The organism is Thalassospira sp. GB04J01, assembly GCF_000751115.1.
In the GTDB taxonomy this organism is placed as follows: Bacteria; Pseudomonadota; Alphaproteobacteria; order Rhodospirillales; family Thalassospiraceae; genus Thalassospira; species Thalassospira lucentensis.
This window is the reverse complement of the sequence record NZ_CCDX020000007.1, coordinates 42571-56152: the sequence shown is the minus strand read 5'-3', so window position 1 is coordinate 56152 and position 13582 is coordinate 42571. Positions and strand designations below refer to the sequence as shown.

The window sequence follows — 13582 nt, the reverse complement described above, 5'->3', positions numbered from 1 at the left end:
CAAGTCATATTGGGAGACAGAATAATGTTTAAGAAAATCCTGATTGCCAACCGCGGTGAAATTGCCTGCCGTGTGATCAAATCAGCCCGCAAAATGGGCATTAAAACCGTCGCGGTTTATTCCGATGCGGATAAAAATGCTCTGCATGTTCAGATGGCCGATGAGGCCGTTAACATCGGACCTGCACCCAGCAATCAGTCCTATCTGATCATTGAAAAGATCATCGAGGCCTGCAAATCGACCGGAGCCGAGGCCGTCCATCCGGGCTACGGCTTCCTGTCGGAAAATCAGACCTTTGCCAAGGCGCTGGACGCAGCAAAAATCGCCTTTATCGGTCCGCCGAATGGCGCGATTGCTGCGATGGGCGATAAAATTACCTCGAAAAAAATTGCCGCAGATGCCGGGGTATCGACAGTTCCGGGATACATGGGGGTCATCAAGGACACCATTGAGGCGGTTAAAATCGCCAATGATGTCGGCTATCCGGTGATGCTTAAGGCATCAGCAGGCGGTGGCGGCAAGGGCATGCGCATCGCGCGCAATGACGCCGAATGCCGCGAAGGGTTCGAACGCGCAACGTCTGAGGCCGCCAGTTCCTTTGGCGATGACCGGGTGTTTGTTGAAAAATTCGTCGAAGAGCCCCGCCACATTGAAATTCAGGTGCTGGCCGACAAACACGGCAACGCGATTTATCTGGGCGAACGCGAATGCTCCATTCAGCGCCGCCATCAAAAGGTCGTCGAAGAAGCCCCGTCACCCTTTATTGATCCCGCCACCCGTAAGGCCATGGGTGAACAGGCCGTCGCACTGGCACGCGCGGTGGATTACTGCTCGGCGGGGACGGTGGAATTCATTGTTGATAAGGACAAGAATTTCTACTTTCTGGAAATGAACACCCGGCTTCAGGTCGAACATCCGGTGACCGAACTGGTCACTGGGCAGGATCTTGTTGAATGGATGATCAAGATCGCCGACGGGCAGGAACTGACCTTAAAACAGGATGACGTGACGCTTACCGGCTGGGCGATGGAAACCCGCATTTATGCCGAGGATCCCTTCCGCGAATTCCTGCCGTCCACGGGGCGTCTGGTGCGCTATCAACCGCCCGCCGAAAGTGCGTCGGTACGTGTCGATACCGGCGTGTTTGAAGGCGGGGAAATTTCAATGTTTTACGACCCGATGGTCGCAAAGCTGGTGACATATGGCGAAACCCGCGATGACGCCATTGGTGAAATGCGCGCCGCCCTTGATGCCTATTACATCCGCGGCATTTCGCATAACATACCGTTCCTGGCGGCAGTTATGGCCAATAAGCGGTTTCAGGACGGCAACATCACCACCAACTTCATCGCCGAAGAATACCCCAACGGGTTCTCGGCCGATGATTTGCCCAATGATGATCCTGCCACCCTGATTGTGGTTGCGGGCTATATCAATCAACGGATTGCCGAACGCAACGCCGGGATCACCGGACAGGTCAGCGACCATCCGCTTGAAATTGCCGAAAGCTGGGTCGCCGTATCGGGCGATGACCACACCGCATTCGATATCGAATTTGATGGTGTTAACGGCGATTACATCGTCGCCATTGGCGATCGTAGTTATGGCGTTGTGTCCGACTGGAAAATCGGCGATGCGATGTTTGTCGGTGAAATCGACGGCACCCCGGTCTGTGTGCAGATCGATCTTGAAGGCGTTGGCTATCGCCTGTCGGCCAATGGCATTCAGCGCAGTTTCAAGGTCATGCTGCCCCGCGTGGCGGAACTCCAGAAACTGATGCCGTTCAAGGCCCCGCCAGACATGTCAAACTTCCTGCAATCGCCCATGCCCGGTCTTTTGGTCAAGGTGTCGGTCGAAGAAGGCCAGACGGTTCAGCCGGGCACAGAGCTTTGCATCCTCGAAGCAATGAAGATGGAAAATGTGCTGAAGGCCGAAAGCAAAGGGGTGGTCAAAAAAATCCACGCCGAGCAGGGCGCAAACCTGTCGGTCGATGCCATTATTATCGAGTTCGAAAAAGACGAAGACTGATCGGTCTTTCATCACCAGACGTTTACGGGGGATTGCCAGCATTTCGGCAATCCCCTTTTTTGTGGATTGCGCAATGTCATGGTGCGGTGCGCTGCAATCATTTACCATCCCGGGACTGTGATATTTCGGGGTAGGGGCCAATGACAGTCAGCCAGAACACAGACCATAAGACGCATCCTCGGCCAAAACCGAAAATCTCCCGCCCACGGGGGTTGCCGGGATGGGCGCTGGGGGTGATTTACCTTGTTCTGACCGTGGGGCCGGTGATTGCCGCGATCTCGCTGGGTGGTGGTGCGCGCCATGGGCAAAATCTGGCCCCGCTGATTGGCCGCGCGCTTGGCATCCTCGCCATGGCGATGCTGTTGCTGCAATTTCTGACATCCGGACGGTTTGAACAGATTTCCGGGCGGATAGGGCTGGACCGGACCATGGGCTTTCACCGGGTGGCGGCGGGTGCCCTGTTGCTGGTGATTGTCGGCCACATTGCCGGGTTTATGTTCCGTGCGCAAAGCTGGGCACCGGATGTCTTGCTTGCGCGCCTTGCGGCAATGATCACCTCGACCGGTTTGCTTGGCGGCACGCTTGCGGCGGGCATATTGCTGCTGCTGGTTCTGTGGGCGAAATATCTGCGTCATCAAATGGCGCGCTATGAAATCTGGCGCCTGTTGCACGGGGGGCTGGCGGTTGCGGCGATGGTGCTGGCGCTCCACCATTCCTTTGTCCATGCGCGGCTGTTTGCCGATCCGCTGGGGACCGGCACGATTATTGTGCTTGCCGTCATCGCCCTTGGGTCGATTGGCATTATCTATGTCTGGCGGCTGTATCAGGGACGCGCACAGGGCTTTGTGGTTGACGCTGTTCATACCCGTGCGCCCGGTATTGCCGAACTGATCCTGCGCGGGCCAAAGGATGGGGCATTCCGGTTTACTGCCGGGCAATTTGCCTGGCTGACGCTTGGCAGGCGCCACAGTGTCACGGACAATCCGTTTTCGATCCTATCCCTACCATCCGAACTGCCACGCCTGCGTTTCATGATCCGCGATGCCGGGGACATGACCCATACGGTACCCGCCCTTGTGCCGGGCACGCCGGTGGCGATTGATGGCCCGCATGGCAGCTTCACTCTGCAAAAGGTGGACATCAGCAAGCCGGTCCTTCTGATCGCAGGCGGCATTGGCATCGTCCCGGTGCTGGGGGTGCTGGCCCAGCTTGCCGAATACCGGATAACAAGCCCCGTCTATCTGCTGCTTGCCGTGCGCGATGGGGCAGAACTGCGCCTGCTAAGGGATCAGTTGCCCGGGTTGCAGGAAAACCTTGATCTGCGCGCGCTTTGCCTGTTTGAACATGGGGAGGGGGAGGACCCCACCAATATTGAAAACATCACGGTACAAAAAGCCCGCTATGACCAAACCCACCTTGTCAGGCTTCTGGATGGGCGGGATGCCGCTGAAATGGTCGCCTTTGTCTGCGGCCCGCCGGTGATGATGGATGCCGCCATCGATGATCTTGCCGTCATGGGTGTTCTGGATGCCAACATCCGCATGGAACGCTTTGACTATGACGCCGCGAACGACATCATCAGCCGCCGCCAACGCCAACACTTTACCCTGATCCTGACGGCAGGTGTTGTGATCACGGTTCTGGCAACCATTTTGTCGGTGTGGATGTAAGCAAGATTTTCCGGTTGCGGATATTTTTGCTTTCACCTGTTCGAATGCTTTCGGTTTCAACCCCTTTCCCAACGCATTCACGCGTCTTAAATACAGATAACGGGGCTTTACGGACGATTTGCTCTGCCATATGGTCGCAAATTGAGGCTGAACCCCTATGTATGCTTGCCATCCAATAACAAGAAACGAGGCGTCCCTATGTATAAACTGATTGCTTTTGACGGCGATGATACCCTGTGGCACAACGAGCCGCTTTTTCGTCAAGCCCATATCGAACTGCGTGAGATGCTTGGTCATTATGTGCCCGCCGATCAGGTTGATGATCGCCTGTATCAGGCCGAACTGGCCAATCTTTCGATCTATGGCTATGGCGTGACGGGCTTTACCCTGTCGATGATCGAAACCGCGATTGAGCTTTCCGATCGCAAGATCAGTGCCGAAGACATTCACAGGCTGGCCGAAATCGGAAAATCGATGCTGCGTGCGCCGACCCGGATTATTGACGGGGCCGAGACCGTGCTGAAACGCTATGCCGATGATCCTGATTACAAGGTTGTGCTGATCACCAAGGGTGATCTGATTGCCCAGCAGCTTAAAATCGACCGGTCCGGGTTTGAAGACCTGTTTGACGGGATTGAGATCGTCTCGGAAAAAGATCCGCTGACCTATCGCAATATCTTTGGCCGTTATGGTGTGGACCCGCAAGAAGCCGTCATGATCGGCAACTCGATGAAATCCGATATCCTGCCGGTCCTTGCGTCGGGCGGGGCTGCGATCCACATTCCTTATGAAATCACATGGGTGCATGAAATGGTTGATCAGACCGAAATCGACAACGACCAGTTTGTCACGGTCGAAACCATTGCCGATGTCCCTGATGTGATCGCCAAACTTGAACAGCACAGCAAAGCCGGGAGTATGGAGAATGTCTGATTGCGCAGGCTCGGAAATGTCAACAGAGGCCTCCCTTGCCAATGGTCCGGCGGCTGACCTTGATCCGCAAACCAAGCTCGAACTTGAAGCGGCGGCCTTTCGCGGTCTTGTGACGCATCTTCAGGACCGCAAGGATGTTCAAAACATCGATCTGATGAATTTGGCCGGGTTTTGCCGTAACTGTTTGGCAAAATGGTATCTGGCGGCGGCGGGTGAAAAAGGTGTCACCATGGATTATGATGGTGCGCGTGAAGTCGTCTATGGCATGACCTATGACGCATGGAAAGACAACCATCAGGCCCCGGCATCGGACGCGCAGAAACAGGCGTTTCAGGATACCGCCCATCTGCATGCCAAAATTCCCGGTGCCAAATAAGGTAGCCAAATAACGCCGCCAAATATGCAAGTAGGGAGACGACGTTCCCATGACCGATACACGCCCCGATCCTGCAACCGGTTCTGGCAATATTGCCGTCCATGCCCGGATTGAAGGCCGGGTGCAGGGCGTTTGGTATCGTGCCTGGACGGTGGAACAGGCCGTAAAGCGCGACTTGACCGGTTGGGTGCGCAATCGCACCGATGGCACGGTGGAAGCCGTATTTTGCGGCTCGGTTGATGCTGTGCGGTCAATGGTTGCCGCCTGCCACGAAGGCCCTACCCATGCGCTGGTTGATCGCATTCACGAGGAACCGGCACTTGAAGACGGGTTCACGTCGTTTGAAAAGCGTTCAACCGCATGAAACCCGCATGACAATTGCCGCGTGGCGGTTTTATCAAAGTGTCATAAATGCCTTTTTCCGAGTGATTTTGGAAAAAGGCTTTTTCTTTGCCGCACTGCAATGGCATGCTGCTTAAATCCTGTCTGTATGGTCAGCTTCCAATGGGCGGGAAATCAACAGGGAGACTAAAATGACATTTATTGCAAAATCCTTCGGTGTTGCCGCCATCATGGCGACCAGTGCGCTTTGCGCATTTGGCGCAAGTGCGCAGGAACCAGCCCAGAATGATGGCCTGAACGGCACGCTTTGGCTTCAGACATCGGTTGAATATAAAGCCACGGCAATGTCTGTTTATGCTGGTGCGACCCGTCTTCTGCCTGCTGCCATCGGCGATCACAGCTGGACCGCCGCCCTTGAGCAGGACGGCAATTTCATGGCCAAAAAACCGGCTGTGATTTTGGATGTTGATGAGACGGTTCTTGATAATTCAGCGTATCAGAGCTGGGTTGTGACTGAAGATACCAGCTATAGCTCCAAAACCTGGGCGGCATTTGTGAATGATGCGATTTCGACCCCGACACCGGGCGCGCTTGAATTCACCAAGGCAGCAGCTGCCAAGGGTGTCGAAGTGTTTTACGTGTCCAACCGTAAGGCCCCGGAACAAGCCGCAACCATCAAAAACCTTCAGGAATACGGCTTCCCGTTCGCCGATGAAAAGCACGTCATGCTACGCGGTGAAATCGAAACATGGGGTTCGGCCAAAGAACCTCGTCGTAAGGCAGTTGCCGACGATTACCGTGTGATCATGATGTTTGGTGACAACTTTGGTGACTTCACCGATGACATTGATGGCACGCTTGATGAGCGCCTTGATGTCATGGCCAAATATGGCGATTACTGGGGCGAACGCTGGTTCATGCTGCCAAACCCAAGCTACGGTTCATGGGAATCAGCCGCCTTTGGCAATGACTGGAAAAAGTCACCAGAAGCCCGCCGTCAGGATAAGCTCGACAGCATGTCCCCTTGGGCAGGCCCGGCTGAATAAGCCAGTAGCTTAAAACGATGATATTAAGGGCGTCCGATGGTTCGGGCGCCCTTTTTGTTTGGCGATATCCGGGGTTCATTTTTGGGTAGCAAGGGTGATAGGGTTTTATCGCCCAACGCGAACCTCGCTTTATGCTGGATGCCATGAAAAGCTCATCTGTCTCTGATTATCGTGACCGTATCCCGCTTGCCGTGGGAACGATCATTTTTACGGTTTTCGCCCTGTCACTGGGCGATGCGCTGATCAAGCAATCAAGCAGCACGTTTGTGATCTGGCAGATTTTTGTCATCCGCTCGGCCATCGCAATCCCGTTTCTGGTCGGTTATCTGGTGATCCGGTCGCCTGCATCCTTGCGTCCTGGGGATGCGGTGGGCTGGACCATCTTGCGCAGTCTTTTGCTGGTCGTGATGTGGATCAGCTATTACCTTTCGCTGCCGCATCTGACCCTGTCTGTCGCTGCTGCGACCTATTACACGCTGCCGATCTTTATCACCCTGTTTACCGCCGCCATCACCCAAAGCACGATCAGCAAAAAGGGCTGGCTTGCTGTCATTCTGGGGTTTGCCGGGGTGGTCTTGATCCTGCGGCCGGATGCCTGGAATTTTAACGGCTATGCTTTGCTGCCCTTACTGTCGGCCATGCTCTATGCGGTTGCGATGATCCTGACCCGGACCAAATGCCGGGCCGAACATCCGATCAAGCTTTCCCTTGCGCTAAACTGTGCCTTTGTGGCGGTCGGCGGAGTGGCCGCCGCCGTGATCAGCATGCTTTCTGATGAGGTGCGAGATGGCTTTCTGCTTGCCCCGTGGAGTGCCATGACGCTCCCCGATTTCGGTATAATGGCGATGCTGGCGGCCTCGATCCTGATTGGCAGCATCGGGGCGGCGATTGCCTATCAAAACGGGCCATCGCCAATGATCGGCACCTTCGATTTTGCCTATGTCGGGTTTTCATTCATCTGGGGTGTGCTGTTCTTTGCCGAAACGCCCGATGCGCTGTCACTCACCGGCATCATGATGATTATCGTTGCGGGTATTATATCACTCAGGCAATGACGGAAATTAGGCGTGCGGTCGCGGGCTGTTTACACGACCTTTCCGGGGTTCAGCCGGTTGTCGGGATCAATTGCGGCCTTAACCGCGCGCAGCAATTTCAGCTTTTCCGCACTGGCATAATGGGCCAGTTCATCGCGCTTGAGCTGCCCGATGCCGTGTTCGGCACTGATCGATCCGCCAAGATCAGAAACAATGTCATGAATGACGCGGTTCAGGTTTTCCCAGTGTGCGAGATAGTCGGCTTTGTCCATATCCAACGGCTGGGTAAAATTGAAATGAATGTTGCCATCCCCGACGTGCCCAAACGGGCAGGGACGAATGCCCGGTATCAGGTCGCGCGCCTCAGCCATGCCATGTGTCAGAAGATCGGGGACCTTTGATACCGGTACGGACACATCATGCTTGATGCTGCCGCCTTCAAATCCTTGCGCCTCGGGAATGCCTTCGCGGATCGCCCACAGGTTTTTACGTTGTGCGTCCGACTGCGCAAGGGTCGCATCACGCGCAAGCCCACCTTCCATAGCCTCAGTCAAAAGGTCGGTCAGCAAGGATTGCAGGTCATCCTTGGGCCGCGACGACGTCAGTTCGATCAAAACATGCCAGTCGGTCGGGCTGGCAAGCGGGCGCGTCAGATTGGGCAGATGCGTGACCGACATGTCATGGGCAAAACCGCACATCAGCTCAAACGCAGCAATCGCATCGCCGGTCGTGCGCCGTGCGAGTGCCAGCAAATCAAGTGCGGCTTCGGGCGATGGTACTGCCACCCATGCGGTGGCAATATGTTTGGGGTGGGGAAACAGTTTCAAGGTCGCCTTGGTGATGATACCCAGCGTGCCTTCGGCCCCGATAAACAAATCGCGCAGGTCATAGCCGCTATTGTCCTTGCGCAGCTTTGATAACCCGTTCCAGATGCTGCCATCGGGCAAAACAACCTCAAGCCCCAGCACCAGATCACGGGCATTGCCATAGCGTATGACATTAAGCCCACCGGCATTGGTCGCAAGGTTGCCGCCAATCTGGCAACTGCCCTCGGCGCCTAAGCTCAGCGGGAATAAAAGATCATGTTCTTCGGCGGCATCCTGAATGGATTTCAAGATTGCACCGGCCTCCACGGTTGCGGTGAAGTCGCGGGCGTCAATCTCGGTAATCCTGTTCATGCGTTTCAGGTTCAAAAGAACCTGACCCTGATCGGCAACCGCCCCGCCACAGCGCCCGGTATTACCGCCTTGCGGAACAATTGCGATGGCGTGTGCGGCACAGATGGCAACTGCCTTGGCGACTTCATCGGTACTGGCGGGAAACAGGATAATATCGGCACGGCCATCGAATTTGCCACGCGCCTCGCGGTTATGCGTTTCAAGAACATCACGTTCCATGCTCCAGCCTTTCGGGCCAAGCAGGTTTTTCAGTTCAAGGATCGCGGCATCGTGCGGGCGGGTCATTATGGCATCGCTCCGCTTATGGCGATGGGTGCGGGGCGCGCGGCGCACTGGCACGTTTCATGCGGTCATTGATCGCTAGCCCAAGCCCGGTATCAGGGATCGGCGCAATGGCAATTCCGTCAAAGCGTTTCTGATCGGCTTCATGCAGGCGGGCAAACAGGTTTGCAGCCGCCTCAACGTCATTCCCGGATTTGGAAAGCCACAACACCGCATCAAACCCCTTGGTCACGCAATCGCCAAACCCCAAAAGGATTTCATGGCCGTATTTGGCCTTGTCGGGGGCGGTGGCATCAAGGCGCACCGGCAAACCCGGCGCATAATGGCTGGTCAGCATACCGGGGCTTTTGGGCGCGCTATCATCGGTCTCGGCCATGATGACCTCGGTGCCAAGAACCTCGGCAACCTGTTCCTTGGTGATCCCACCGGGACGGAGCATCACCACCCGATCCGTGGTCAGATCAATCACCGTGCTTTCAAGCCCCACACCACACGGCCCGCCATCCAAAATCATGCCAATCGCATTGCCCAGCGAATGGGCAACATGCCCCGCCGTGGTCGGGCTGATGCGCCCGGACCGATTGGCCGAGGGGGCAGCAACCGGGCGGCCAACCGCACGGAGCAATTCACGCGCCATCGGATGGGCCGGAACGCGCACCGCAATGCTGGGCAGGCCCGCCGTGGTCAGCTCGCACACCGTGCTGTCGGAACGTTTTGGTAAAACCAGTGTGAGCGCACCGGGCCAGAATGCGGCGGCCAGCTTGTCGGCCCGTGCATCAAATGTTGCATGGGCGGCGGCGGCATCGCGGTCGGGAAAATGGCTGATCAGCGGATTAAAGCTTGGGCGTTGCTTGGCGGCATAAATCCCGGCAACCGCATCGGCATTGGTGGCATCCGCACCCAGCCCGTAAACCGTTTCGGTCGGAAAGGCGACCAATTCACCCGCACGCAGTTTTCCCGCCGCTTGGCTCAGCGCACCTTCGGAATAGGGACGAATGGTCAGGGCAGGAGACATGCTTTACCGCCAGAGAAAAATCCAGTGTCTTGAAATACCTAGCGATGAAGCATGCCCATGACAAGGACGAATGCCTAAAGTTGTCGCCCTTGTGATTGTAGCCTCTCTATAAATTCGTTTTCAGAGATTTTCGAAAGGCCCTTCAAAGCCGTGCTAAAATATTTCTGTTGTCCCCATAGACTAGGGTCGCCTGCAATAAATACTCGCTGTTTCGCTCTTGTTAAGGCGACATTCAGTAAATTTGGTTTTGACGAGGCCCATTTTGCAGAACCATCATGTTCATGATCTGCTCCGAGGATGAACATGACAATATCAGCCTCTTTTCCTTGGAAGGTATGGACAGTCCCTACCGACGTTCTGCACCATTTATCAAATTGGGATTTTTTAAAGCGGTTGGGGATTCTGACTTGTTCATTCAGGTCTTTAATCAAGTTTTGCCGAATTTCCTTAAAGGGAGTGATAACGAAGATATCCTGTGGGAGCTTACCGTCCGCAGCGAGATTCTTAATTACTTCTGCAACGAAAGATACTTGAGCATCAACGGTTTGTTTCCCGCGAACGCTCCCCTTTATGTCAATCCAGCAACTATCTTGAGTAATCGATATATCTTGCTTTTTCTTATGGCTCGGCAGACCAAAAACCATATTGTCTTCGTACGCGATCTTGTTGGCTATGGAAAACATCGGGTCAATGCAGCGACGGTGTACCCTCAATGGACTGCCGATCCATATCGTGCCTCCCATTCCATTATCGACATAAGAACCAAATTTGCTCCACTTGTCCGCCAACTCCTGCACAGAGGTTTTGTTCGGTGCATAAATCCCGTTTTGCGTATCTGGTGATTGTTCGGATAATGCGTCAATCAACGTTGTTGGGACGGTAAAAACCGGCTCGATCTGGCGTGGGTCGCCGACCGCAACGACACGTTTCCCGCGCCACAGTGCGCCAACAGATGCCTGCGGTGGAGCTTGGCCAGCTTCGTCTATAAATACCCAACCCAGCGCGTTACGACCGAGAGCTGAAAACTGGTTTCCAAACGACGCAAAGGTGGTCGATACAACGGGTACCATCATAAAGAGGCTTTGCCATATCGCTAGAGCATCTTGTTGCCTTGTTATCGCATTCGGCGAGCTCAGCATTGCGCTCATCAGATTGATATGGTCTCTGAACGGACCTTTGTTATCCTTTGTGCCTGCTGCCTCAGCCAGCCATGCTTCGTGAAGAACCAAAGCTGCTTGAAACAGCTCTGAACGTGCTTTGGCAATTTCTTCTGTATGCCAAAGACCCGCGATCTGAAATGTATCATTCTCAATATCATGGCTGAAAGTAGGAATTTTAATGTCGGGATATTTAGCTTTGAAACGATCAAGCTCCGCTTGGGCTTGTTGCCATTCCTGTCGGTGTGCTTCAAGGTCGACAAGTGCTTTTTGTAAATAATCTTCTGCATTTGCGACAGCCGGTTCGATGACGCCTAACAGCTCATGATTGAGACTTGCGATTTTGGCAGTTATATTGCGCTGCTCGTTGGCATTGTGCCGCACATCAATTTTGTGACGACGTGCCGCTGCCGTTGCAAAAAGTTTTTCCCACCATGCAGGCGCCTCTCGGTCAAGTAGCCGTTCTTGCTCTTTCAATGACCGGAGCGTTAACTCAACTTGATTGAGTTTGTCTCTAATCGCTTTCTGTTCTTCAATGAGTAACCGGTGAGCTCTTTGGGCACTATCGTATTTTTCCTGCGAAACAGATAGAAACTGTTGCAGAGAGGTTTTTCCGAACCTCTCAATTAGGCTCTCATAGGTGGAAAGATCTGCTTTCAGTAAATCTAAAGTCTCTTTCTTTTTCTGAAAGTCTTCACGAGCATCTCTGAATGAGAGGCCCGCGTAATTTTTTAACCAATCCCAAAGACCCAGCGGAGCTATATGAGGTTTTTGTTTTGTATGAGATCCTTTGGCGGAAAATAGAAATTTGTTCCTGAAAGTAGTTCTGTTCTTCGCTTTTCCCAGAACGCATGAAACCAATCCCCATGGCATCTCATCTTCCGGAAGATGTCGAAATTTGCCGGCACCGTCCGTGGCTGCAATGTTATAAGCAATTGATTTGAGGTACTCCGGAGCTTCGTCACTTTTCCAGAAGTCTCCGATCGAGCCAGATTGAGGCAGCTCACGAGATATGTTCTCGACGGCGGCATTGTTGGCGGAGACAACGACCATCTCAAACCCGGTCAACTCCCTCTTCAGTGGTCGATATTTATTACTGTAGCAATCGGGTACTGAAATTGAAGTCGCGTTTTTCTCAAAGGTGTCTCGGGCATGATTGAAACTGGCAAGGGCTTCAGCGCGGCGGACAATGTTTTCTGCAAATATTTCGCGTAGCAAGGTCGTCTTGCCAGTGCCAGGAGGGCCATTTACTGAAAATATTCCGTTTTCTTGCAGCTCATCAAATGCAGTATTGATTGAAAACTGCTGCATAAGACTCATCATATGATGCGGTTCATCAAACCAGCGGCCTCTAACCTTTTGTGTGGGAGAAAGGCGTCTGATGATTTCTTTCTGACCTTCTGTGTCAAAAAGGTTTGTTCTTTTTTCAGGATTTTCTTGAGAAATGTATCGATGCAGGTTGGTCGTTTTTTCTGGGTTGTTAAGAATGCTGTGTAATGCTCGTTCGATATCTTTTATGAAAAAGCTATTTAGGATGCCGATTTCGGTTACTTGATCTTGGGCCTCATCTTCATCCTCATCTTCCAACTCATCATCCTCATTGATTGCGAGTTGAGGGGGGGAAGGGTTGGCGTCTTGTTTCTGTGGTCGTTTTTCTTTGACCCACATTTCCATAAAGGCAACGCGATTATCTGCCCGTGGAGAGAACTCTGCCCAATCAGCTATGAGTTCAGAAAGTTCAACGATCTCAGAAAATGAGATGCTGTTTCTCTCTAGAGTTTCATCTTCTTCCTGACGTTTTCGGTACTCTTCTTCCCGTTTGGATTGGAAGTTGTAAATTTGCGTTTCAAGACGTTGCCAGTCGGCTTCAAAATTGTCGATAGAAAGAAAACTTAATCCGTGTTTTCGACTTTTCCCGATTGCCCAAGGTAACGTTGACACAGCCATATTTTCAAAGGCTGGTTCACCGTCTGCTGACAAGTATATTTGCGCAAAGCAAGTTTCCCCTTCGATATCCGCACGTTCCTGATCATCGGTTCTAATGATTTCATCCTTTTTCGCAGGAGATATATGCTCACACAAAGATGTAACTTCATTCTTGTCGAAAACTCCGATGAATAGAGTATATCCGCCAATTTCCTTATCAGGAGTAAGCTCTGTGTTTTTTAAACTTTCGAGTGAAAGTGCTCCCTGGACATAATCAAGCCAGCGCGCAGGCTTATCTTGCGCAAGTGCAGCATCAGATCGCGATTTAAGATCAAATGGAATGAAAAATTCGATTTTGTGCCAGTAGTCGAGAACATTGAAAATTAAATCGTTGCTTGGGGAAATTGGGTCACGGGGCATGAGGAATAATTCTTCTATTATAGGATTTGTATGAATTCACAAATGCAACCGTAATGGGTTTCGCGCCAGATTTCATTCAAATTTTAGGCTTGAAAACAATATTAAGGGCATGAATGTACATCCCAAACAGCGCAGCGCCGCCATACAGAATGGCGGCGCCAATTTACGCTCTAGC

Annotated in this window: 10 protein-coding genes; 7 read left to right on the top strand and 3 right to left on the bottom strand. The window is 53.1% G+C overall.

The genetic code is table 11. From position 1 onward, the window contains the following. Window positions 1-24 precede the first annotated feature (24 nt). The 7 genes from accC to AMM48_RS04905 all read left to right on the top strand — a co-directional run bounded on the left by accC (window position 25) and on the right by AMM48_RS04905 (window position 7450). Window positions 25-2028, top strand: a complete 2004-nt coding sequence (gene accC / locus AMM48_RS04935; RefSeq protein WP_102783174.1) for an acetyl-CoA carboxylase biotin carboxylase subunit — start codon at window positions 25-27, stop codon at window positions 2026-2028. A 233-nt stretch (window positions 2029-2261) separates the two neighbouring features. After that, a complete protein-coding gene (locus AMM48_RS04930; protein WP_158246426.1) occupies window positions 2262-3698 on the top strand; it encodes a ferric reductase-like transmembrane domain-containing protein in 1437 nt (478 codons plus the stop codon). Window positions 3699-3896: 198 nt separating this feature from the next. Continuing rightward, window positions 3897-4631 (top strand): HAD family hydrolase, encoded by a 735-nt coding sequence (locus AMM48_RS04925; protein WP_102783172.1) that lies wholly within the window; start codon window positions 3897-3899, stop codon window positions 4629-4631. Further along, complete coding sequence (locus tag AMM48_RS04920) at window positions 4624-5007, top strand: DUF1244 domain-containing protein (protein ID WP_102783171.1); 384 nt, start codon at window positions 4624-4626, stop codon at window positions 5005-5007. The genes AMM48_RS04925 and AMM48_RS04920 overlap by 8 nt, the downstream gene beginning before the upstream one ends. Window positions 5008-5056: 49 nt before the next feature. Continuing rightward, entirely contained in the window at window positions 5057-5371 is a 315-nt protein-coding gene (locus AMM48_RS04915) for an acylphosphatase (protein ID WP_102783170.1), read from the top strand. 169 nt (window positions 5372-5540) lie between these two features. After that, window positions 5541-6395 carry an HAD family acid phosphatase gene (locus AMM48_RS04910; protein WP_102783169.1) on the top strand — a complete coding sequence of 285 codons (855 nt, stop codon included), beginning with the start codon at window positions 5541-5543 and terminating at the stop codon, window positions 6393-6395. A 143-nt stretch (window positions 6396-6538) separates the two neighbouring features. After that, a complete protein-coding gene (locus AMM48_RS04905; protein WP_102783196.1) occupies window positions 6539-7450 on the top strand; it encodes a DMT family transporter in 912 nt (303 codons plus the stop codon). A 29-nt stretch (window positions 7451-7479) separates the two neighbouring features. On the opposite strand, the gene AMM48_RS04900 is transcribed toward AMM48_RS04905, so the two are convergent. From AMM48_RS04900 to AMM48_RS04890, 3 genes are all read right to left on the bottom strand, one after another. After that, on the bottom strand, window positions 7480-8892 hold the full coding sequence (locus AMM48_RS04900; protein ID WP_102783168.1) for an FAD-binding oxidoreductase: 1413 nt from the start codon (window positions 8890-8892) through the stop codon (window positions 7480-7482). 16 nt (window positions 8893-8908) lie between these two features. Continuing rightward, complete coding sequence (locus tag AMM48_RS04895) at window positions 8909-9904, bottom strand: L-threonylcarbamoyladenylate synthase (RefSeq protein ID WP_102783167.1); 996 nt, start codon at window positions 9902-9904, stop codon at window positions 8909-8911. Between the two features lie 74 nt (window positions 9905-9978). Continuing rightward, window positions 9979-13407: an AAA domain-containing protein gene (locus tag AMM48_RS04890; RefSeq protein ID WP_102783166.1), complete on the bottom strand. Its 3429-nt coding sequence runs from the start codon at window positions 13405-13407 to the stop codon at window positions 9979-9981. Window positions 13408-13582: the final 175 nt, after the last annotated feature.

Bases quoted from the DNA above. Each gene is read 5' to 3' on its own strand.
- accC (WP_102783174.1), top strand. From the start codon at position 25: ATGTTTAAGAAAATCCTGATTGCCAACCGCGGTGAAATTGCCTGCCGT.
- AMM48_RS04925 (WP_102783172.1), top strand. From the start codon at position 3,897: ATGTATAAACTGATTGCTTTTGACGGCGATGATACCCTGTGGCACAAC.
- AMM48_RS04920 (WP_102783171.1), top strand. From the start codon at position 4,624: ATGTCTGATTGCGCAGGCTCGGAAATGTCAACAGAGGCCTCCCTTGCC.
- AMM48_RS04915 (WP_102783170.1), top strand. From the start codon at position 5,057: ATGACCGATACACGCCCCGATCCTGCAACCGGTTCTGGCAATATTGCC.
- AMM48_RS04910 (WP_102783169.1), top strand. From the start codon at position 5,541: ATGACATTTATTGCAAAATCCTTCGGTGTTGCCGCCATCATGGCGACC.
- AMM48_RS04905 (WP_102783196.1), top strand. From the start codon at position 6,539: ATGAAAAGCTCATCTGTCTCTGATTATCGTGACCGTATCCCGCTTGCC.
- AMM48_RS04900 (WP_102783168.1), bottom strand. From the start codon at position 8,892: ATGACCCGCCCGCACGATGCCGCGATCCTTGAACTGAAAAACCTGCTT.
- AMM48_RS04895 (WP_102783167.1), bottom strand. From the start codon at position 9,904: ATGTCTCCTGCCCTGACCATTCGTCCCTATTCCGAAGGTGCGCTGAGC.
- AMM48_RS04890 (WP_102783166.1), bottom strand. From the start codon at position 13,407: ATGCCCCGTGACCCAATTTCCCCAAGCAACGATTTAATTTTCAATGTT.